General features: G+C 43.3%; 10 protein-coding genes. All 10 read right to left on the bottom strand.

Annotated elements, in window-relative coordinates:
- Positions 1-70 precede the first annotated feature (70 nt).
- The gene (locus G632_RS0103895; protein WP_022767725.1) at positions 71-847 is read right to left on the bottom strand and encodes a class B sortase; all 777 of its coding nucleotides are present in this window, start codon (positions 845-847) and stop codon (positions 71-73) included.
- A 15-nt stretch (positions 848-862) separates the two neighbouring features.
- Complete coding sequence (locus tag G632_RS0103890; protein ID WP_022767724.1) at positions 863-12,400, bottom strand: Cna B-type domain-containing protein; 11,538 nt, start codon at positions 12,398-12,400, stop codon at positions 863-865.
- A 166-nt stretch (positions 12,401-12,566) separates the two neighbouring features.
- The gene (locus tag G632_RS20920) at positions 12,567-13,853 is read right to left on the bottom strand and encodes a sensor histidine kinase (RefSeq protein ID WP_022767723.1); all 1,287 of its coding nucleotides are present in this window, start codon (positions 13,851-13,853) and stop codon (positions 12,567-12,569) included.
- 11 nt (positions 13,854-13,864) lie between these two features.
- The gene (locus G632_RS20915; protein ID WP_051154857.1) at positions 13,865-15,187 is read right to left on the bottom strand and encodes a sensor histidine kinase; all 1,323 of its coding nucleotides are present in this window, start codon (positions 15,185-15,187) and stop codon (positions 13,865-13,867) included.
- Positions 15,175-15,972, bottom strand: coding sequence for a response regulator (locus G632_RS0103875; protein ID WP_022767722.1), 798 nt, complete (start codon positions 15,970-15,972; stop codon positions 15,175-15,177). The genes G632_RS20915 and G632_RS0103875 overlap by 13 nt, the downstream gene beginning before the upstream one ends.
- A 135-nt stretch (positions 15,973-16,107) precedes the next feature.
- Positions 16,108-19,713 (bottom strand): hypothetical protein, encoded by a 3,606-nt coding sequence (locus G632_RS22100; protein ID WP_022767721.1) that lies wholly within the window; start codon positions 19,711-19,713, stop codon positions 16,108-16,110.
- Between the two features lie 204 nt (positions 19,714-19,917).
- On the bottom strand, positions 19,918-21,591 hold the full coding sequence (locus G632_RS0103865) for a zinc-ribbon domain-containing protein (RefSeq protein ID WP_022767720.1): 1,674 nt from the start codon (positions 21,589-21,591) through the stop codon (positions 19,918-19,920).
- 36 nt (positions 21,592-21,627) lie between these two features.
- A complete protein-coding gene (gene nudC / locus G632_RS0103860) occupies positions 21,628-22,494 on the bottom strand; it encodes an NAD(+) diphosphatase (RefSeq protein WP_022767719.1) in 867 nt (288 codons plus the stop codon).
- A 12-nt stretch (positions 22,495-22,506) separates the two neighbouring features.
- On the bottom strand, positions 22,507-23,379 hold the full coding sequence (locus G632_RS0103855; RefSeq protein ID WP_022767718.1) for a hypothetical protein: 873 nt from the start codon (positions 23,377-23,379) through the stop codon (positions 22,507-22,509).
- 33 nt (positions 23,380-23,412) lie between these two features.
- Positions 23,413-24,111 carry a metallophosphoesterase gene (locus tag G632_RS0103850; RefSeq protein ID WP_022767717.1) on the bottom strand — a complete coding sequence of 233 codons (699 nt, stop codon included), beginning with the start codon at positions 24,109-24,111 and terminating at the stop codon, positions 23,413-23,415.
- Positions 24,112-24,124 lie beyond the last annotated feature (13 nt).

The following is a 24,124-nucleotide window of genomic DNA, read 5'->3' as shown; positions in this document are numbered from 1 at the left end:
TCCGTCCCTAGGGCTCAAAAAACACCTGCCGGGAGGCAGGTGTTTTTATATACTATATATGTTATATATTTTATTTAACTTTGACTCCGAATATCACCATTCTGTTGTTGGCTCCGGAATACTCGCAGGTACTGAGAATTACGATATTATCCAGCTTCAGGTCCTCTCCTGCGTCGTATAAAGATTTCTCCTTTGCTTCCTCAAAGAGCAGTTTGAGTGCATCGCCCTCTTCTCCGTTATTTACAGCATTCATAAATGTATCGCCATAAACCACGTTATTATCTGCAAAAAACGCTGAGAAAACCCTGTAGGTAATCTCCTCATCCTCGGTCCAAACCACAAATGTCGGATGCTGTTTAAAATACTGTTCATCCTTGTAGTTCAGCAGCGGATGGAACATGCTGCCGTCCTTACGGTTGTGGCCGTAGACCACGGTCAGAGGCGCACCAAACGCATCCGGAAGCTCTGCATCCGCAAAGAAGCACCCAACGCTCCCTGAAGAGCCATCAAACCTGTGATCCAGATAAAAGCTGTTGCCTGTGGTCTGGACCACAGGCCCGTCGATTTCTCCATCGCAGGCCTGTAGCCATCCCATTGTATCAGAATTGATCTCTATGAGGGATGCGAAATCAATGCTAATGCCTTTATCTGCCGCCTCTTCGGCAGCCGTCCCGGACTCTCCCGGCTCTTTTACCTGATTCTCCGAAACCGTACCATATGCAATTTCCCTGATGTTATCGGCCTCTATCCTGTCCTCGTAATATCCCTTTACAAAGTATGCAAGGATCACGCCGGTCAGAACCATTCCTATGAGGAAAAGACCCATAAGCACTTTTAATCTGGTCATATTAGCCTCAAATCATTATTTCTTGCCGGGTTTAATGCGCATATACTTGCCAAATACTGCTGAGAAGCAAAGTGCAAAGGCAATAAAGAGCATTATCAGCGCTGTAAGCGGTGTATCGTCGCCGGTTCTTACACCCTGTATTGAACCATCGCGAGTGATCTGATCCTGAACTTTGTTGTCAGTAGCCACAACAGCTACTGCTGTAGCTGCTTTGCTGTCGCTATTGCTATTACTGTTGCTATCGCTGCTACTACTGTTGTCAGAACCGCCACCTGATGGTGCAGGAGCAGGTTTTGGAGGTGCATTAAACTCTACCTGTACCAGGGTCTTAGCAGGCATCTCGGTTGCAGCACTTGCCAATGTAACAACTACCGATCCTTCAAGCACTGTGACATGCTTAAATGGTGCATCTCCACTGAGCAGAGGACTCCAAACAGCTTCAAACTCCGCATAATCACTTTCAGAAGAAATGACATCGCCATTCTTTTCAATCCTGCCGGTGTATGGATGCTGAATTCCGGCTGCGTCAGTATAAACATATCCCGAAATACTTACATGGTGAGGTGCTCCGGCTCCACCGTCTTCACCTTCTGCCCACCAGCTGATCGTCAGGGTGTTGGAATATGTATAACCATTGGCTGCATCAGGCTCAAACTCAACTGACATAGCCTCTTCAATATATGGAGTCTCGTCGTTTACATAACCATAATCATCGTGACCGATTTTTTCCGGATCATCTACAACGATTCGCTTCTTATATACCTTAACTTCACCGCCGGTAAGAACTTCGCCCTTGCTGTTTGTTACTACATCAGTTGTGTTCTCAACCTTAAGGTAGTTTTTACCCGCTAGATACAGAAGCCAGTTAGTGACTGTCACTCTTACTGCAGCGTCAGAAGCCGTGGGCACTTTACCCTGTGCATATCCGTAGATTCCTCCAACAGCCGTATCTTCTTCAGTACCTGATGTAGCACTTCCATCGGTAACAGAAATCTCTTTTACCTCATATCCCGCATGATTAGGATTCTCGGTAACTGTGTACTGATACATTGTATTGATGCCAACCAGCGCAGCAACCTTGCCCGAAGGGATCCTGATAGTTCCATCCGATGATGACAGCTCAATCCTGTCATATGCCGGCTCAGAAGCCTTGGCATCAGTCCTAAGATCCTCATCGCCGATAGAAGCATCATACAGGTAGTACTTGCCGGTATAAGGAACTACTGTAGTATCCGGTCTTGTAAAGCTTACCTTGAACGGGAATGCATAAGTTGTAACTGTCTCACCATCAGATCTCTTCTCTATCTTCTTCTCAACCAGCAGCACACCATCACTCTCCATCGCGGTATTGGTAATGGTTGTTGCGATCTCGTCAACGCCATAAGTGGTCTGATAGTAATTCTTGATTATGAATCCGCTCTCGTATTCATAATCAACGTCCTCAGTGATCGTATAAACAATCTCTGTAGGATTAGCCACGCTTGCGCCTGTGCCATACGCATACTTAGGAAGTCCTGTAAATACGTATGTCCAGGTATTTCCGTCGCTGCTCTTTGTAGGTGTCACATTGAGGTTCTTGTTTGTGATAGGCGCATTTTCGTACTTAACGTAACCTGCAGCTTCATCTACGAAAAGAGTAATCTCCGCCGGTCTGATCTTCTGAGAATCAGAGTTATCATCCCAGATCTTAACTGCTGTAATACTCTTGGTAATCAGCGTATTGGTAATAACAGTCTTATATGCGTCTGATTCATAAGTAGTAACGTAACCTGCCTCAGTTCCGTCGTTGGTCTGAGCATACTCAGCATCTGCTGAAGCAAGACTGTATCCGAGAGGAACGAATGGGATTCCGCCTGCATTGGTCTCAAGGAATCTGTACTCATATCTTACAGGATCAACTCCTGCAGCGTATTCCACGTAAAGTGGCAGATTATCAACAGAAGCTCTCCAGCTGTTAGTCTCATTGAGCTCTATAACTGCCTGTCCGGTTACATCAGTCCAGTTCTCCTCAGCCGTAGCCTTTCTCTGAAGCTTTACAAATGTGCTCTCCGGCCTTGTGCCGAACTTGTTTGAATCATCGCTCCAGACCTTCTCTACGCTTGCAGTAGTATAAGGGGTATTGATTATCTTTGTTAAAAGAGCTTTCTCCGCGTCGCTCTTTACCTGCTGTTCCTGTACTTTTTCGAAGTCCGTACCGTTGTATAAGTAGTATTCTGTCGCAGCCCCGTCCACGGTTGTCTCAGAAATGTAGTAAACGATGAACTCGCCGCTCTTGTTCTTAAGCGGAAGATCTTCAATCACTGCCTTCCAGTTAACACCTGCATTGAGGTTTCTGATGTACTCGGCGCCGTTCTTCTTTACTACAGAAAGAGCTCTTGTTCCATCATCTGTACCGGTCTCAAAATTCCTTGAAAGAAGCTTAACCACTACAGCATTCTTCTGTAAATCATTATCGGTGTTCCAGATCTTCTCTACTTCTATTGCCTGGTCTCTAAGTACAAGATAGTTAGTTACTTCACTGGTCTGCTCCATATCAGAACCAGCGTATACATAGCCATCATCCGGTAAGAGCTCTGTTATCTCTTTTGCCCTATCTCTTGTATAAGCGCTGATGGAAACCGGCTCTGCAAGTCTATACTGATACTTCGCAGGATTTGCACCATCAGAAAGTACGTACAGTGGAAGCTTATCGATTGTTGCTTCCCAGGAGCCTGCTTCAATAGTAACAACAGGGCTTGCAGTTGCATTTGTATTGTGAAGCTCATCCTCAGATACATCTGCCCACTCTCCGCTTCCAATCCTTCTCTGAAGTGTAAGAGTCAGTTCATCAGGTCTTAAGCCAAATCCATTATTGTCATCTTCCCAAAACTTTCTTCCGGTGATCTTGGTAAGTGGTGTATTTACGATCTTAAACTCAAAGGATCCTGTTCCACTGCTCTTTGCATTTGCCTTTTCCACTTTGGCAAAGCCTGTGCCATCCTGAACGTAGTAAGCTGTGTCATATCTTGGATCTGCAGTCTCTTCTACGTAGTAAACAATCTCGTTGCCATCCTTGTTTACTGCAGGAAGTCCTGTGAAAGTCTTGCTTAAGTTGCTTCCTGAAAGAGTAGCTGTAGCGTCCGGAACATCTGCATTTGCACCTGTTCCTGTTCCGTTTTCAAGGTTCTTGGAATATAGCTTAACGTATACATCGTGCTTATCTGCTTCGCTATTTGTATTCCATACCTTGTTTACTGTGATATCGCCTCTTGTTATGAGGTGGTTGGTAACAGTGCTGGTCTGAGCTTCATCGGTTCCGCCATATTCATAGCCGTCTTCAGGTGTAAGAGCTGCAACAGCTGTTCCGGCCTTCCTTGTGTATGCATTAGGAATTGTTAGCTCTGCAAGTCTGTACTGATACTTCACAGGACTTGAACCATCTGAAAGTGCGTACAATGGAAGCTTATCTATCGAGCCGCTCCATGCAGAATCTTTAACTGTCACTGTAGGACTTGCACTTGCATTGGTCTTATGAAGCTCATCAGCTGAAACGCTCTCCCACGCTCCATCTCCAATTCTTCTCTGAAGTGTAAGCTCAACGCTTGCAGGTCGGAGACTATATTTATTATTCTCATCTGACCACTTCTTGCTTCCTGTGATCTTGGTAAGTGGTGTATTTACCACCTTTACATAAAGAGAATCGTCAGTAGTTCCGATAGTATGCTGGAGTGCATCAACGACTGTTGCTCCGTCTGCCGGGTAAGCAGCGCTACCTGACGCATACTGTGTCTTGTAGTCACCTGTTGATGTCTCTTTTACGTAATAGACAATAGTATTGCCATCCTTGTTGTACATGGGAAGGCTGGCATATTCGCACTCGCCTTCATGTCCAAGAGTATTAACGCTTCCTGTAAAGGTAACGGGCTTAAGGCTGCTCTCATTGGTTACAACGCCATTTGCACCGCCCTCAAAGTTAGCACTGTACAGGGTCACATCTACATTGTTTCCTGCCTCGGAACTGTTCCAAATCTTCTTAACATGTATAGATCCGGTCTTCTTTATAAGTGTATTGGTGATATTTGTTGTATATACTCCTGCAGAAGAACCAAACTCATGTGCAACACTATATGATCCGCCATTTCCGATAAAAGAGCTATCGAGGGTAGTAGCTGTACCACCAATTGCAATTTCAACAACTCTGTACCGGTATTCAACATTTTCTGTGCCATTAAAGAAGTACTTCGGAAGATTTTCAAATGTATATGTCCAGGTATCTCCGCTTACTTCAAAATTAGAGATTGTCCTTCTGGTTACTTCGCTCCAATCAGTTCCGTCAATAGACTTGTCAATCCTTAGTGTAAGGTTGGTTGGTCTTATACCGTATTTATTGGAGTCATCTACCCAACTCTTGGTAACTGTCAGACTTGTTGTGGCATTATCTGTATCCAGCTGGTTTACAATCTTCCTGGTTGCTCCGCCTGCAATTGTTGTAATGATTGCAGGATCATAGACCTTGTAGTTACTTGCGCCGACAGGTTCGTAAAAGACATCTCCATCCGGCGTATCATATCCATGAGGAGTCCACTGAGCTGTCTTAGAAACGTCAGGTCCAGGAACAGAAATTTCCTGAGCTCCGGTCACGATCTTGGTCTCAATTACCTTGTACTGATAAACAGTACCTGTAGCACCGGCATTATTAGCAGTTATAGGAAGTCCGCTGAATGTAGTCTTCCATCCGTTTGCGCTCTTGAGCTCTACATTCTCACGGCATTTAGTCCAGCTTGTGCCTCCATCAACGCTGTAATAAACATCAAACTGTACAGAGCCTTCTCTCATGCCATAGTCGTTGTTAAAGTCATCCCATCTCTTTTGAACAGTAAAGCTTCCCTTAAGTGAATTTGAAAGTGTTCCCATAGCAAGGGAATGTTCTCCTGCCGTAGCTGTCTTATAGACTACCGATTTGCCTGCTGTATAGTTTGCCTTAACAAACTCAGAATTCAAGGTCTCTTCTACGTAATATTTGTAGAGATTACCGTTAGCAGAATATATGGGAGCATCCTTATTCGCATTAAATGTAATGGTATAATTCCATTTCGTTGGATCCTGAGAATCCACTGCGACGGAAATTGTATAATCTGTGCCCGCAACAAAGTTCAGCGTATCATCATTTTCTTTTCCTGACTGAGTAACTGCCTTGGCGTAGAGTTTTATGTTCAGCGCCTTAGCTGTAGCATTTGTTCCATTCTCAATATCTACAGAAGGGACAAGAGATGTTTTCGTTTCAGCTGGGGCATTTCCAACGTTCCACTGCTTGCTGAATGTAATGGTCTGGATATTTTCTGTTGCTTTGTATTCGTTTCTGAAAGTTTCTGTTCTCTTGTTTTGTGCATCTGTATCTCTGAGTCCTATTCCATGATTTTCAAAGGCAACACCTATATACATGCCTTCTTGTCCCGTTTTAGGGGTTATTATCGCATTCTTTCCTGTACCTGTGACAGTAGACGTATATCCCGGCATATCGTCGATCATCTCAACAACATAGTAGGAATACAGCTTTCCACTTGGGGCAAAAATCTTGCAATTATCCCAGGGGATTGTATTAGTAGTAGTCTCATCATTCTGACGATATACGATTTGAGTAGCAACAAGCTCATCGTTATCTATATCAAAATTGTTTGCTGCCCATGCTGCCGCTCCTACTTCAGAGGAATCCAAGTCGTTTTTGGCATAATTGTCATTAGTATATCCATAGCCGTCAGAATCAAGCTCTTTTCTGTAAAGCCTGAACGTCGCCTTGGCTGGCTTAATTGCATAACTACTTGTTACATCCCACTCCTTGGTTATCTCGAAGCTTCTTATGTTATGCGTATGTGGAACATACTGATTTACCAGATCAGAATTGTTATCAGACAGCGAATAAATCGGATACATAATATCCGCCGGAAGCTCATGAACATAGGTGTTGTAAATAACTTCACGAACGCTGTACTTGTACTGATATCCCAGATCATCATATTTAGGAAACTGAGCATATGATGCCACTCCGTCGTCACTGTAGATTCCAAACGCATACATGGCTTTGGATGGATTAAGCCCACGAGGAGATGCGGAACCATCGTTCTCATTACCGGCTACAGCTTTTTCCAGATAGTCATGCATCTTCTCTGCTTGGGTTGCAGTATCAGCTACTACAGGAGCTTTATTAGAATCATCATGTTCACTATATCTAAACAGGTAAATATACGCATTTGGCAGCTTATCCTTATCAATGCCTTCAGGCACGCCCTGCCAAAGCTTACGTCCCTCAATCTGAATCGTATCCGTAATGCCTGTAACAGTAAAGCTCTCCTCCTGTGTAAGCGAAGTAGCATTATCGTCAGCCTTAACAGTATTCGGTATAAGCTCGCTTAATGCCTGAAGCTGAACCTCAGTGCCAACTGTTATTTCCTCCACGGCATTTTCGTTATAGCCATCCTCATCAAAGAGCGGCTCTGTATAGTGGTCAGTTTTATAGTCCGATGTCGCATTATTCAGAGTTTCAGCTACATAGTAGGTATAAACATTACCATTTTCGTCAGCAATCGGAAGTCCGCTGAAAATAGCCTTCTGAATATATTTATCTCCATCAATAACGCTCTCCCAGCGCTCCGTGTACTCGCCCATAACCGAGCTGTTATAAAGAGCCGGAGTACTTCCATTAACGCTGTAATAAAGCGTGAGATACATATCAGGTCTCTGGTCACTCTTAGCCTTGTCATGCCATATTACATAGAAATCAACTTCACTTCTTGCACCGGATGCCTGGTTTGTGTACTTATAGTTATCTTCAATGCGCACACTGTTCACATCGCTGTAACCAAGATCCGCCGATCCCTCCACTGATTTATATACAGTAGTTACAGGATCTACAGTTACAACGTAACCAGATTTTGTTGTATCCTTAGTGGAATTTACATCCACAAGTATCTTAGAAGTAGGTGTATCCTTCTCCTTTCCGTTTTCACACTGCATCTCTCCGGTTGCAGGCGTACCCTTGCAGATATACTCTTTAACGCTATAAGTATAGTTATTTCCGTTATCATCGTAAGCAGGATAATAGCTCTCAAATTTAACAGTAAGATCAGTGTTTAGTACGTCTCCAGAAACATAAGTAGGAATATCCCTATAGGCAACCTCAGTCTCAACACCGCTAACTTCTCTGAACAGAGCAACCCTAAGGAAATCTCCTCTGCTCTTTAATGCGTTTGCTGAATCTTGCCATACCTTTGTGAAGGTAAAAGACCTTCCGGCAACCCTGGTATTTGTGATTGTATAGCTGGTTCCGGCTGTATTCCTTACAATGTTAACCTTATATCCGGGCCTGAAATAATTGCTGCTCTCATCAACAAGAGCTTCAATTACACCGTCAGTTATATTACCTTCAGTAACCTGTTTCTTAATCTCTCTTACTTCAGTGCCGTTTTTCAATGTAGCCTGGATATTCAGATGATCCTGGATAGCTTTCGCCCTAAGGGCCTTTTTTGTATTCTCATCAGTTGTATTATTATAGGTCTCACGCTCAGATGCCGTCATAAACTTTGTCGGATCTACCCATTCATGACTCTGATAATCATTTCCGGCCGTTAGTGTCATACTGTATTCTGATGGCACAAAGGTTGAACCATCATAGGTTCCAATCTCAATAAGAACGTCTCCTCTCTGAGAATAATCAGAGTCGTCCTTCCATGTCTTGCTTACATCGATTCTTATGGATGATGTCTGACTTCCGGTGTAGTTCCTTACATAGAGCCTTATTTCCTTACCGGTAATACTTCTGTCGTACTCTTTACCGTAAGTCTGCTCAGTAACAACGCCTGTCTCTTCGATTGTATAGTTGTACTGTCTTCCTTCTTCATCATAGGCAGGAACAACTATAGCTTTAGTTTCCCAATATGCACCGTCTGCAGATGTGGTATATGTCTGATTCTCAGCAATAACCAGTGGATCACTGCAATCCAGTGTAAACGTTCCGGCACTGCCTTTTTCATCCGTTTTGCTTGCAGGCTTTTCAAGCACTATTGTTGCATAGGCTGCACCATCACGCTTAAGCGCTATTGTTACATTACCCGTTTTACTGTCTTTATCTGCATCACCTATATCCCAATCACCGGACCACTGTTTTCTGATATAGACATTCTTAGTACCATACAGCTTGTTGACTACAGTAGCTTCAGCTGACTCAACACCGTTCTCATCAACAGTAGCCTGATACTCAGTAGTTGCCTTGTATGTGTAATTGTTCAGCTCATAGAGCGCACTAAACTTATTTGTTCCCTCTTCCTGCCAGCCATCGCCATTAAATACCGCATCAACGTCGCTTCCTGATCGAACAGACTTCTCAATAACTCTATATTCATATCTTCTTCCCAGTTCATCGTAAAGCTCCTGAGACTGGAATGTTCCTGTAACCTTCTTCTTGGATGATGAGAATCCCGTCAGAGTATGCTCTGCTACATCCACCCAGTCACCATCAACCTTCTTCTGAAGCTCAAATACACATTTTGAAGATACATAATCTGATATTGCAGATACTTTCCAGTTCTTAGTAACAGTAGGCGCAATCTTTCCGTTTCTTACATTGCAGAGTTTTCCGCCATTCTTAACAGCCTTATCACTTGAACTGCCGGTAAAATCACCGGTCTGATTCCAGTAAACAGTCTTGTACAGCTCTGAATTCGAAACCTCTGTCACATAATATACGTACTTATATCCCATCTCGTCGTAGCTTGGGAACTTCTCACCGGAGACAGCAAAACGAGAGAGCTCAATGTTAATCGCATTTACGCTCTCACTTCCTGCATCTGCAGCCTTTAACTTATATATGTACTGAACAGCATTATGAGTAACAGGAGCTCCGTCCTTCATTTCCTTGTTGATAGGATATCTCCAAAGGTACAGAGTAATGCCTCTTGTAATAGCAAGGCTTCTTCTGTTTACGCTCTCTGTATCATTGCCGTCGTACCATACTTTGTCAAAAGAGAATTCGGCGTCACCTATAACAGTGGCATAAATGAACTCTCCGGAAAGACACTTATCTGTGTCTGTTGATGCTGTCCCGTTATCATAAGTGAATTTAAATGTAGGCGGATTAGTCGCTCCGCTGTATGTATAGGTCTCAGCCATCTTTGTATAGTACACAATGGCATCACCGTTAGCTGCATATAAAGGAAGTCCACTGATTGAATATTGCCAGGTAACATGTGTATCAAGCCCATCGGTTTTCTGACCTTTTGTCCAGCTGACTGTATAGCCCTCGGTAACCTCTGCCGGATCAGCACTTCCAACCGCCTTATACAGTTTCATTCCTGCATCGGTAAACAATCCACTGTTTATCATTTCAGGCAGCGCTACTGCACTCTCAGCTCGCCATACAATAGTTCCCGTGATAGCATCCGTATATGTAAGCGTAAGCTTAGCTGTAGTGCCTTCAGAAAGAGCTACATATTCCCCTGAAGCCTGATAATACTGCACAGGATAGAACCCATCAGCAAGTTTTGCATAGTAGCTGTACGCTACACCTGCTTCGTTCTTCTTAGGAAGGTTTTTAAATGCTACATTCCAGGTACTAAAAGAGGTTCTGCTTACAGATGTTGGATGTGCGCCATCTACCTTGACATAAGAACCTCCGTCCTGATAATAGACATCAATCTTACTCAGAATAGTTGGCACATCTCCAGTATTGATCTCATCTTTAGTGGAATAGGGACGATTATCCGCATAGTTTCTGTTATCCTGCCACTCAAGATTAAAAGTGGGGCTTGTGAGCTCCATGATCTTATTGTTTATGGTAATAGTAGATGTGCTCCAAATCTTATCATTGTCATCCTTTTTGGGATTTAATGCATAATAGCCGGGCTCCGGTAGACTCTCAGGTGTATAACCATCTACAGTCTCAATCTTGATTCCGTAAAAGCCCTCAGGTATCTTATATGTGCCCTCTCCACCGGCTGTCTTATCACCTGTTCCCTCCTGGATATAAACAGGGATTGAGTCAAAGCTGGTAGAAATGGTTGCACTTGTCTTACCTGTACCGGGATCATCAACTTCAGTAATAACTATTTCCTTGGCCTCACCAATTATGAAAGCCTCAGTGCTGGCATTTCCGCCTTCTTTGACGTTCATATTTGCGATATTGCCGTACAGAGTCAGCTTTATCTTTGATGTGCCTTCTGTGATAAGTGAAGCGTCAGCAAATTTAACAGTTACAGCCTGATTAAATGTAAGTCCTGTTGCAGGTTCAACATTATCAGTTTCGCCGGTTCCCTTTAACGCTGTTAATGCGATAGGTGAAAAGCTATCCATTTCAAACTCAAGCTCTCCCTGATCGTTGACCTGTGTCTCTACAACTTCCTTTTCGCTCTCATCCGGGAAATGAACAAGCTCAAATGTCTCATTTTCAAGAACTTCTGTCTCGATATCTGCAGGAGGAGTCAAAGTCACCTTTACAGACTCATCGGGTTCTATCTCTTCTCCGTCCAGCATTATGCATACATCCAGCGCATACAGCACAACCCTGCTCGGGTCATCCAAAAGGCTCTCGGCCTCGGATATGTCAATTGGTGTTACCTGCAGAGTACTTCCAACAGGAAGATTACCCTCAACTCTTACGCCCTCCGCCTCAAGAACCATGTACTCAAGAGGCACTTCTTCCTTCAGGATTTTAACTGTGATAGTAGGTAAAAGAGCTTCTACCTCATATAAATCAGAAATAGCAGGCACATAAACAAACTCAGCCCCTGCTTCATCAGATGAGAATTTGTCAAAAGAGCTGTTCTCTTTATCAAGTTCCCACTTAACATTTTCAATTGTGATGTCTTCGGTTATTGTGACGATCTCTTTTACGATCTCGTACTGTTCTTCTTCAGGCTCACCTTCCTTATTCTCAGGATCAGCCACAGGCTCTGTCTTAGGTTCTTCGATCTCTTCACTCTTATCAAGATCCGCTTCGTCAGAAGCCGCATAAGCCTTGATAGCAGGGAAGATCATGCCGATGAGGTCCTCTCCGGACTCCTCTGATGCATTATCCGCAGGCTCAGAAGTCTCTTCAGGTGCAGGTTCGGACGCAGGCTCCGGTTCAGGTTCTACTTCCGGAACTTCAGGCACAGGATTTTCGGGGTCTGGTGTCCCAGGCTCCGGCGTTCCGGGCTCTGGTGTTATCTCCGGGTTCTGCTCCGGATCAGCGTCAGGATCTATATCCTCGGGAAGGTCTTCATCAATCTCTTCGGTAGTAGCCTCAGTTGATGAATCTCCTGCAGGCTCTATCTCATCATCCTTCTCAATCTTTCTCTTTGTCTCTATTTCCTCCTGATATGTCACAGTGACATCCAGAGTATCAGGGAATATGATATCCTCTTCGGAGGCGCCAATATAAAGAGTTTGACGAGCAATCTCCTCATCAATCTCCTGTATATTTGTTATGGTCTTCCTTGGCCCTTCATCACCCATCTCAGCAAAAACTCTCAGGTCTACGTTAGTAAACGTAAGAACTGCGCTAAGACCGATTGCCATCATCCTTGAAAATGTGTTTTTTTTCATAAATTCTACCTTCCGATGCAAGACATAGTACTCCCCTCCCTTCTAAGATGATACCGACCGGCCGGTCACAAAAGCGTCACAAATCTCTAAAATACGGCACCTCAACTCTAAAACAAACATAAAAAGAGCCTGAAATTTTAGTTCCAGGCTCTTAATGATTTGTTTATTAATTTTTCGGTATCGTGATGGTTGCTGTGGTCCCTTCGCCTCTTTTACTGCTATATTCAAGCTTTCCGCCACACAGGTTTTCCAGCCTGTAGGTGGCAGCGTAGATTCCGACATGTTTTCGTTTTCCGTTTTTCTTCTCGTTTTGGACGATGTCATCCTCGCTAAAGCCAACTCCGTTGTCCGCGATGGTAACAATGATGTTCCTGCCATCTTCCCCGGAAGAAACCTTAATGGTTCCTCCTCCGACTTTTTTCTCAATGCCATGTTTTATGGCATTTTCAACGATTACCTGTATCGACAGCGGCGGAACCGAAAAGTCCGTTGCTCCAATATTGTACTCTACCTCCAGCCTGTCTCCAAAGCGAATCTTCTCGATTTCTACGTAGTTTTTAACGTATTGTATTTCTTCTTCGAAAGGTATCAGCTTGTGACTATCCAGGTCAACAAGACTTGTCCTAAGGTACTGTGCGAATAGCGCGATAGCTTTTTTCGCCTCATCCACCGAGTGATCACAAAGCACATAAATAGAGTTTAATACATTGTAGATAAAGTGGGGCTTCATCCTGCTCATAAGAAGATCTGTACGAAGCTCCGACAGCTCTACCATCTTCTGCCTAAATAGCATCTCTTTTGCATTCTGGACAAATACCTGAATGATGATAAGGGATAACGATATCATAAGAGGCATCAGAGTAATGTCTTTTAAAAAACCTCTTATAAGAGAGCCCAGCAACGGGCCTGCGATAAACAGGATAAACGCTATAGTTTCACGCTTCCTGAAACTCTTGACCCTTTTGATCAATATGATAAGCATTATAAGAGTTGTCACGTATCCACCAACCTGGCCAAAGTAATACATGGGTCCGTGGCTCATAGCTTCAGCATTCTGGGTATAAATACTTCCGTTGAAATCGGAAATAAACCAATATATTCCGTATATAAAGCTGATGATCACCGCTGCTTTTGCAAGTTTGCTTGCCTTATAACTTTTTTCTCTGTCATACAGATCAAGATATATGGTGAAATGGCCTATTATCAGGAAGTAAGCAAGATCGCTTATTCCGGCTGCCAATGACTCCAGAGCGGGATTATGTTTGTGCATCGGAATCAGCAAATAGCTGTCCCAACCTCCGGCAAAGAGCATGATCACACCAAGAAAAAGCATAACGTAAAAGACCCTTACACTCCTATCCCTTACATCTCGGTTGACTTGCAGATTGCCTACCAGAATAATCGCAAGTACTACAGCTGCATAAAGCTGTATATACATGTTTACATGAGCCATATAAATACCCCTTATTTGTCCTTGTTGGGAATGATTATTTCAACCGTAGTGCCCTTTCCGGGTTCAGAAAAGACATTCATCTCTGAATTTTCCAAAATCTTCAGCCTGTCTCTTACGTTTGCGATGCCAATCTTATCGGTCGATGATTTATCCATGGCGTTATATTTCGCCAGATCAAATCCAACACCATTGTCAGCTATGATTATTTTGACGAATCCATACCCCTGTTCAGTTCTAATAGTAATGACACCCGGGTCGCTTGGACTTTTCTTACAAACGCCGTGTTTTACTGCATTTTCAACAAGCGGCTGAATTGTCAGAGGCGGAATATTGAAGTCAGCGACTTCAATGTCATACTCTACGACAAATCTGTCACCAAAGCGAGCCTTTTCAATTTCAAGGTATACATTGGTATGATCAAGCTCTTTTTCAAAAGATATTGTCTTACCCGTACCGATGGAGCCTATATCAGTTCTTAAATACTCTGAAAGATTATTGATCAGCTTCTTCGCCTTAGGCGGATCCTGATCGCATAGAACGTAGATGGAATTTAGTGCATTATACAGAAAGTGAGGCTTTATCTGGGATAGAGCTATCTGTGTCCTTAGATCTTCCAGTATTTTTTCCTGATTCTCAATAAAGATCGTCTGTTCCACCAACGTCCGGGTATTAGAATTAACCGCCTGTCCAAACAATATGGCAGAGGCAATAATAATCGCTATGTTTGAAAGCGAGAATCCATATATGAAGATCTGAAGAACGGACGCGATAAGAGGGAGAATCACAAAACTCATAATGACTATAAAACGCCTTTTCTCTATGTGTTCCCTTTTTATTGTCAGATAGACGATGGTTCCTGCAGTTTCCAGCAATATCAGCGCGGACCATATCCCGAATCCGGCTCCTCTGTGATAGAGGTTTGTGACCGGATCAATACTGAAAATAAAATTCCTTGATTGGGCGATCATGTAGAACAGACCATTGAAGGCGCCTATACCGGTGACCACCATAAGCATTCGGTGGGTTCTGTACTCTTTTTCAACAGAATAGACAGTATAAGCCATGACTGCCACAGGCAAAAAAGCGTTACACAGAATTGTGATATAGTTTGAAGCAATAAGAATAGAATGGACAACAGGGCCGGGGACTCCCCTGAAAAACCATGCAACCGCATCAAAAAAGAGCATCACACCAACTATCAGTTCCAGCGCTCCGAGCGTGCGATACTGTTTGCGTATTACCGATTTACTGAGGTAGAGGTAGATTGCTACAGCATTGGCAAAAAAACTACCCCATAATTCCAGACAAGTATAAAAATACTTTATTTCCGGCACTTTTCTTCCTCCAAAACGGAGATCCTATCTTCTCCCCAGCTGTATTGAGACATATATTCACCGTGGAACGAGCCTTTGGCAGCTGCTCCACCTTTTTGGAAATCGTAGAGATCGCATTTCACCTTGCTTACATCAACACCAAGCATTCCGCGCTGCTTGACAAGCACATCTTCAGCACCGCTTTTCTTTAGGGTGTTTGTAAGGTCAGACTGAAGGTTTCTCATATATGAAGTACGGGAAACAAGATCATCCTCATCCTCCCAGAGCACACTCATGAGCTCACCTACAGTACACATCCTGCCTTCCTTGTCCACAAGGATAGCCAGAAGCTCTTTACTCTTGCTGTACGCAAACTTAAGTGGCAGGTCATCGACAAAGATCTCGAACTTGCCAAAGGTCTTTATGACAACGCCATTGCCATCTTCTTCAATCGGACGCCTTAGATTTGCAAGCTGCTCCCTGACCTTGTCCTCAGTGGCAGGCTTGGTTATATATCCGCTTGCATACAAAGCGAAGGCTTCTTCCATATACTCTTTATAACCTGTGGAAAAGATAATGTTGATATCCGGATGGATTTCTTTTAACTGCTTGGCAACTTCGATTCCATTGGTGTCGTACATTTCGATGTCAAGAAATGCTACATCCACCTGATTGTCTTTGGCATATGCTATGGCAGGCTCCACCAAAACGAAGCCGTTTACTTCAGCATCCGGCGAAACTTTACGGATTGTATTACAGATACCCTCCATAGCGAGTTTTTCGTCATCCAAAGCTATTATATTCAATAAATCACCTCGCAAAATCGAATACAGACGGTTTTTTGAAATTGCAAACACTTCATATATATTATATCGTCTTTTCGATTCAAAATAAACAGGAGACCTTTCGGTCTCCTGCCGAAGTTTTTTATTTACTTTGAATTATCTCTCTTCATCTCTTCTTCTCATAGAGATAACTACGATTACCATGAAGAGGATTGCAAGGAATGTAACTACATACATTACTACGTTTGTATTTCCATTGTTATATGTAGGTGTTGTTCCTGCTGCTGATCCGTAAAGTGTTCCTGATGCTGCATTCTTAGCAGACTCTGCAAAGTTATCATCGTAGATAACAAGGTAATCTGAGAATCTGTCTGTCTCGATTGTCAGTGTCTCATCGTTGTCATCAAGGTCTCTAAGGATTGTGCACTCACCATCATGGTTTCTGATGATGAAGAATGTTCTTCCGCTCTGTACAAGGTTTGCAGGTACATCGATTGCGATTCTTACTGCATCCTCTGTCTCAGGAATGTACTGCCAAGCACCGTTGTTACGACGCTTCTCAAGTGAAATGTCAAGGTATTCGCCCTTTGTAAGTCCTACAAAGCTGTCCTGAACTGCTACCATTGCATCGTCAAACTGGTTCTTGTGCTCTTTGGAAACCTTATCCTCGTTAGGATTGATACGAAGTCTGATCTCCATTGTATCGCCGTTGTTTACGTCGTTGAGCTCTGATGTTGTAAGAACTGATGCAGCAAGTCTGTCTGCATTCTCAAGTGTGTAGCTAACCTGTGACTGATTTGCTTCAAGGTGCTTATTTCTTGCACTTGAATCTGTCCACATTCCCTCGCCTGACTCTGTGTTTGCAAGCCATGACTGAACGTTGATGAGGATTGCGCCGTTACCAAATGTAGCCTTTGCTGTCTCTGTAATAGATGAAGCAATCTGGTTTACAGTCTTCTCAAGCATTGCGAGAACGTCTGTCTTCTCGTTTTCTTTCTTTGTAAGGTTGTTGAATATTTTCTCTAATGCATTATCATTCTCTTTGCGAAGCTTAGAGTCGTCAGTTGTCTTCTTTGTTGAATTGCCTGTTGAATGCTTCTTTGTGTTGTGTTCTGTCTTTGTCTCTACTACTACAGGCTCTTCCTTCTTAACTTCTTTCTTAGGAAGGAATACAGGGTACACTTCCTCTGGTCCATCGTATGGATCAAAAGCTTCAGGAGCTGGTCTGTTAAGTAACTCTCTAAGAGCATATGCGTCTGCAAGGAGCTTTTCGAATGTGATCTCATTTGTAAGAACTCCACCCTCTGCGCCAACTTCGCCATTTCCAAGGTTAAGGGCCTTGTTGATATACTTACGCTCTTCCTCTGTGAGGTTCTTCCAAGCGTTTGCTCCGCTTATGATCTGTGCATAGTTAGATGTATTTGTTCTGTTGTATGTTTCTCTCTGGTCTGGGTCCTCTTCGTTATCCTTCTTTACAAGGATTGAAGCGTACTTCTCAACGAAAGCGTCTGCTGTTGTCTTGATGTTAAGTGCTCTCTCATAGATTTCTGCATATGTAAGAGCTGCATTTTCTGTACCTGTGTTAGCTTTTGTGTACTTTTCATCAATAAATCTCTTGATTGCCGGTGCAAGCTTGTCATAATCACCCTTTGAAGCAAGAATCTTATCTGTGTTATCTGCTGTTGCATCTGCATAAGGATTTGTATCTTCATCTGAAGGATTAGTCTTGGCATCCTTAAGTCTTGCTGCCATAAACTTATCTGCTTCGTCATTAACTTTCCTCTCAACAATTACCCATCTGTCAGAGATGCCCTTAGAAGTAGTATTCATATACTTCTTAACATTATTATCAACTTTAGCATAGTTAGCACTTGCTTTTGTTATAGCATCATAGTTGAAAGGATCATTTGCATCTAACGCAAGAGCTTCCTGGTTGTTTTGCTGCCAGATTGCTGCTGCAAGCTTTTCGCTAAGAGCCTGAAGATCTTCGTTGTTTGCACCAACTAATTCATTTGCAAGACCTTCTGCGATTGCTCTCTGAAGCGCTGCAACGTCGCTACCACTTACTGAAGCAGCCTCACGCATGCCCTTGTGATCTCTTTCCCAAACCTGCTTACCAAGACTTGATAAGTCAACCTTAATAGTCTTTGTTGTATTTCCGAACTTGATGGATATTGTATCGTCACCCTTTAAATAATCAAGAGTTCCGTCCTCAACGGTACATCCACCTACTAAATAGTCCTTTTCTCCAATTTGAAGACTAACATCCAGATATGACGCGATGTCTTTATCTGTAAGCTTTAAGCCATCTAATCCAACATTGTCAAAAGCACCTTCTTTAGCTTTTGCTGTTAAACTATCTGCTGTTACTTCAGCCTTAAGATATGTATATACTCTTCCAAAGATATTGCCATAGTAACCATAGAAGGCTTGTGCACCACCGTATCCACACCAATATCCCATTAACTGATTAATTTCATATTCCTTACCATCAGTAGTTACCTTAAAACTACCACTCTCACCCCAATCAAGATAATATAGTGCTCCTTCTTTACAGCTGTCAAAACCATTGCCTTTCTCTGCTACAAAAACATTGTTTAGTATTTTGGCTTTATTTGCTTCAGTATTTTCAAGATTATTATATGTAACTAGCTGGTCAAACGCATAGGAATTCTGAGTTCCGAGCTTTCCCGTGTTATATGTTTTACCTTCAGGAGCAAGAGACATATCTGTAAAAAGTGTAGCTGTTCCTATTGGAACACCTATCATAGCGTTGTCACCAGTTAATGCGCCATATGTATAAGGCACAAAATAATATTCGTTTGCTGAAGATGTATCAATCTCATGCACTTCTGTAAACTGATAATATACTGTTGTCTTTGGACCTGTTGTTGTATTTGTGGTCTCAGTTGTTTCTGTTGTACTTGATGTTGCTGGTTTTTCCTTGACTTTTACAATATTGACAATTCCGCAATCAAGGTCATATTCTACTGTATAGCCTTCTCCAATCCCTGAAAGATCGAAGTCTTCCTCTTTAAGAGTTATATTTGAACCATCATTGGTATGAAGAAAAATAGTTGTTATATCATCGCCTGTTGTTGATGTGTAATGATTAACTGTTGTTGAATAACCTTCAAGTCTGCCTGTTCCTTGTGTTCCGTCACTTACTGTTGCTCCGGATTCTACAGTGTTATCCCATGCAAATGTGATCTTTGGTGTTGCAGCTTTCTCTGCAGCAAGCCTTTCTGCTTCTGCCTGCGCTGCTGCAGCCTGCTCTGCCAAAACCCTATCTAATTCTGCCTGCGCTGCTGCAGCCTGCTCTGCTGCGAGCCTTGCCGCTTCCTCTGCTGCGAGCCTTGCTGCTTCCTCTGCTTCTGCCTGCGCTGCTGCAAGTCTTTCTGCTTCTGCCTGCGCTGCTGCAAGCCTTTCTGCTTCTGCCTGCGCTGCTGCAAGTCTTTCTGCTTCAGCTTGCTCCGCTGCAATCCTTGCTGCCTCAGCCTGCTCCGCTGCAATCCTTGCTGCCTCTTCTGCTGCAGCTCGCTCTTCGTCTGTCATTGTTTCTGTTGTTCCAGGTGTTTCTGTTCCTGTTGTTGGAGGAGTTAAATCATCTTCGTCCTCAGTCGCGTAAGATGTAACTGATCCTGCAAACATAAGACCAAATGAAAGGAAGAAAGCAGCAAGTATATATGCGAATGTAAGCTTGCTGGTTCTTCCCTTATTTGTTCTTGACTCTTCTCTACCGTTTGATGATAAATACTTCATAATGTGTTCTCCTTTACTAGGTCCTCATCCGTGAGTGAACATGTTTCGTAAACCGATGAGAACACATTACATCTGTGACAGTCACAAAAGAGTCATAAAATAGTGTGATTTTTGTGATTTGGGGTTGTTTTTATGATTGTTTTAGAATTAGGATATTTTTTGGAAACAGATTCTGACAGTCTGTTTATAAATTTTAGAATTTGATTAGTTTGAGAGCTCTACGAAACGTCCAAAAACCAAAATATGATTATAACCTTCACGACTTTTTTCTTTATAACCCACCATATCGTCATACCTGTAGCTTGTATAAGGCTCGGCGCAATCCGTGGCAAACTCAAGTATATCGCCGTCTGCAGACGCTCCATAGCAGCATCCGTCCTCTGATATAAAGAAACATCTCTGGGTATAAGAATCATACAAAAGAGAAATCGTTCCCTTTTCAGTCACCTTTCCGAATACAGTGCTCATACTGCCGGTTGTCATATCTACCATATAGACCTGCTCTTCATTACTGTCGTAATACCACAGAACTGATCCGTCATCATTTATGGCATATCCGCCCGGAAAGCCTTCGCCAATAGGATTTATGGTAGTTATACTTCCATCAAAGCCCACAATATTATAAGCAAGCCCGTGACCATCGTAATACACACAGATATCCTTATCTTCCAGCCTGTTTATAAGAAGAGCGCCATAAGCATCATCATCAGCGCGCATTAACTCCATATTGTCTTTTAACATATACAGACCATCTGTAGTTTTGATCATAGCACCGGTCAGAGTCTTCGATGCGTAAAGAAATCTATTCACATGCCTGGGGGATACTTTCTGCCTTTTCCCGTCTATGCGAACACTTAAAGCCATTCCACCAATCAGCTGCATAGGCTCATCCATCCCGGGTTCAAAGCAGTACACTCCATTTTCTCCTTCATATAAGAAGAAACTGCAATCCCTGTTAAAATGCATAGAGACAACATAGTCATCCGCCAGCTGCACGATATTGCCATCATCCCAGCAAAACAGAGTCCTGCTCCCATCCTTATAAGTACTGTAAACGATCATCTTTCCATCATCGGAAACAGCATAGATTTCGTCCACATCCCCCGTCAGAACCGCAGGCTTTAAGCCCCATCCGCTGATAGTAAGGAGCTTTTTGTTATAATCGAGTTCATCATGCTTAATGTACGCAATATACTCACCGCTGGGAGACATGACCATTTCTGTGGTATCTGTCTCCTCAACTTTATATTCATCACCCGTTTTAACATCATATAAGTAGAGATACTTATTAAATTTCTGATCTATTATTTTGTAAAAGACATAATCCCCGCTGTAGGAAAGCCCTGCATCGTATACGTTCTCAGCCAGCGGAACCGTATTCAGATCCGGAGTTATGTAAAGACAAATTTTTCTTGAATCGTAGAGCACACCGGCATTTTGGGCCTCATTGACATAGAAATCTCCAACCCTTGATTCTCCGTCATAAATCCCTGTAATCACTCCGCCCTGATCATTGTAGATGATCTCATCAACCATCATGAGCTTATCGCCGGGTTCTCCCAATGCACTTAGGCCTTGGAATTCTTCCTCCTCTGTCTCTTCATCCTCCTCATCCTGAACTTCCACAGCATTCATCTCAGACTTAAACTGCTTTTCCACAATCATATATTTAATAATCTGAGGCAGGATATACGCAGTAACCAATAATCCCAGCAAAACAAATAGAGCCGCCAAAAGTAGCACGACTCCTTTTCTCTGTTTAGGTACCACGGGTTCTGTAATCTCTACGCTCTCATCTTCAGGCACAATAAAGAAACCACACACGTTGCAGTATCTGGCTCCGGGTTCAATTTCATTTCCACAGTTGCTGCATTTCATTCAGTAGTTCCCTCATCACACCAATATCGCCCGTTATTAAACAGTCCCCTTATATCCCTTATCCTTAAACAGCTTCATCATCTCGTTGGTCAAGCTGTAATCCATGGGCTGCAGAACTATCTCCTCAGGAGCATTCCACTCAGCGTACTTCAGCTCCTGATTGTCCATCTTTATCTCTTTATCCCCTGTCACATCACAGAAGAATCCCGCCAAAACGTCACTGGCTATTCCCCAGGGCTGAGACTTGTAATACCTGATATTGTTAACCTTAAGGCCTACTTCCTCCATAACTTCGCGTTGAACAGTCTCTTCAAGAGTCTCTCCGATCTCCGTAAAGCCCGCCACCAGTGCATTGTGACCAAATCCAGTCCTGTACTTTGTGAGGATCAGCCTGTTGCTCTCTTTATCTGTGACTCCTATAATAACCGCCGGATTTATCCTCGGATATATCTTGTTCCCGCACTTAGGGCATACTCTTGCCCTCTCGACCTTGTCGTTATCGTTTCTTGCACCACATTTTCCGCAGAACCTTGTGACATCGTACCATTCCGAGAGCTGATATGCTGTGAAGGCCGCATACACATAGTGTTTTGGGGAAAAGAGCCTGCTCCTCACCCCTGCAAAACCGGCAAATGCAAACTTCTCCTCATCAAAAGAAATAGCACCCACATCCCCAAGATACAGGAAAAACTTCTCTTCACCTATCCCAAAGATGTATACAAGTTCCTCTAAATTAGTACCCGTTATCTCCGAAAGGCACGGATATGCCATCTCTCCGGTCTCTTCATTTAAATGTAGTAAAATGTCTTTTCCCTTAAAAACAACAATAAGGCTCTCATCATCCGCCTTGATCGCCGGGTCATAGTGGTTATTTAGCTGTAAGGGACCGATATCCTGAATCATTTATATACCTCTTTAATCAAAATCAGCGTAATCGCCGGAATCTTCACTCTCATCATGTTCATGTCGTCTTCCGCCATCAGCTTTCTTTTTCTTGATAATATGATAAATCTGGCGTCCGTGATGCAGCGCAAACACTGCGATCAGCAGGAATACATGGGTATAGAACACGCCAACAATATAGTAATTTCGCTCCAGCAGAAATCCGGCGCTAAATCCAAAAAAGCTAAGGCCTCCAGAAATCGCCAGTCCCAGCACCAGAAGCGGTGTTCTTACTATAGTTCTCTTCATTGCCGTAATAAAATCCATGAAAGATGCATCAAAATAGACAAAACGACCGACCATAAGCCCCAGATAGTACATCATTACAGGGGCGTACTCGCTCTCATCGCCAATAACATTAAGATACAACAGTACTATGATCGCATAGAACATACCCAGCATCCTGACAGATGCAATCTGGTCTCTTGTAAGGCCCTTGATAGGTATGATGAATTTATCAAGCAACGAATTCAGCACACAGGAGAGGCATATCATGAGAAGAAGTACAAAATCCTTCCAGTTCTCCCATGCGTAGAGAAAGGTCCCCAAAGCCCCTGCCTGATACGATCCGTTGTACAGGTTGTACACGTGGTTTAGCACCACATAAGCACAGGCAAAAGACATAACGGAAGTAGCCGAGATTATCAGCTCATAAAAGTACTCAGACATGCGGTAGTAATTGTCTTTTCTGCGTCTGTCCGCCCCTTTTCCCTTGCCCGGCTCTGCTATCTTGTTCCATGCCAGGATCAAAAGATTTCCAACTACTATGGCCAAAACCGCCACAATAAAGAAGATCAGCTTCTTGGGCCATGTAAAATCAGGATTCATATAAGCTTCAATTGTCATTTCAAATCACGTCCTTTATTATAGAAGATATACTTAGTCCATAACCTTCATGGGCTTAAATTTCAGATAATCCCCGGAAACCAGGCTGTACTTAACGCCGCCTACCTTCCCCAAAAGACTGTCATGGAATCTCTCTTCCCCGTGACAGTGGGCATAAATCACCTGCTCTACCCCGTAGGCCGATGCCATAAAGGTAAACCGGCTTGTCTTTTCCCCGATTCCGGTGGGCGGATAGTGCAAAAACATCACAAATTTCTCATATCCGTCGGCTCTTGCTGCCTCGAAGGACTCTTTTAACCGCTTCGCCTCACGCTCAACCAGCATGGCAGCATGTTCGCGGGTATCAAATCCCTCATAGCAATAGCCTTTGGTGCCAACGATTGCATAATCCCCGTAGGGGAAGTAGTTGTTCTGTAAAAAGAAAAGTCGCCCCTTGTACATTTCATTGAGGCGATTCGTCTTTTTTGCCTGCCAGAAGGTGTCGTGGTTGCCCCTTATCAGCACCTTTTTCCCCGGAAGGTCTTCAATAAACTGAAGGTCCAGCCGGCAGTCTTCAAGCCTTCTGCCCCAGGTGTGGTCTCCCACAAGGACCAGGGTATCGTCGTCTGTTATGAGCTTGTTACAGTTCTTTTCTATCTGCTTGTCATGATTTCTCCAGACTTTGCCAAAGATGTCCATGTTTTTGTCGGACTGAAAGGACAGATGCAGATCTCCCAGGGCATACAAAGCCATCAGGTTTCTCCTT

It is taken from the genome of Butyrivibrio sp. NC2007, from assembly GCF_000421405.1.
GTDB lineage: Bacteria > Bacillota > Clostridia > Lachnospirales > Lachnospiraceae > Butyrivibrio.
The sequence above is the reverse complement of the archived record's forward strand: the minus strand, read 5'-3'. Positions and strand labels throughout refer to the sequence as shown.

What these genes read in the sequence shown, in the direction of transcription:
- G632_RS0103895 (WP_022767725.1), bottom strand. Translation starts at nt 847, where the DNA reads ATGACCAGATTAAAAGTGCTTATGGGTCTTTTCCTCATAGGAATGGTT.
- G632_RS0103890 (WP_022767724.1), bottom strand. Translation starts at nt 12,400, where the DNA reads ATGAAAAAAAACACATTTTCAAGGATGATGGCAATCGGTCTTAGCGCA.
- G632_RS20920 (WP_022767723.1), bottom strand. Translation starts at nt 13,853, where the DNA reads ATGGCTCATGTAAACATGTATATACAGCTTTATGCAGCTGTAGTACTT.
- G632_RS22100 (WP_022767721.1), bottom strand. Translation starts at nt 19,713, where the DNA reads ATGAAGTATTTATCATCAAACGGTAGAGAAGAGTCAAGAACAAATAAG.
- G632_RS0103865 (WP_022767720.1), bottom strand. Translation starts at nt 21,591, where the DNA reads ATGAAATGCAGCAACTGTGGAAATGAAATTGAACCCGGAGCCAGATAC.
- nudC (WP_022767719.1), bottom strand. Translation starts at nt 22,494, where the DNA reads ATGATTCAGGATATCGGTCCCTTACAGCTAAATAACCACTATGACCCG.
- G632_RS0103855 (WP_022767718.1), bottom strand. Translation starts at nt 23,379, where the DNA reads ATGACAATTGAAGCTTATATGAATCCTGATTTTACATGGCCCAAGAAG.
- G632_RS0103850 (WP_022767717.1), bottom strand. Translation starts at nt 24,111, where the DNA reads ATGGCTTTGTATGCCCTGGGAGATCTGCATCTGTCCTTTCAGTCCGAC.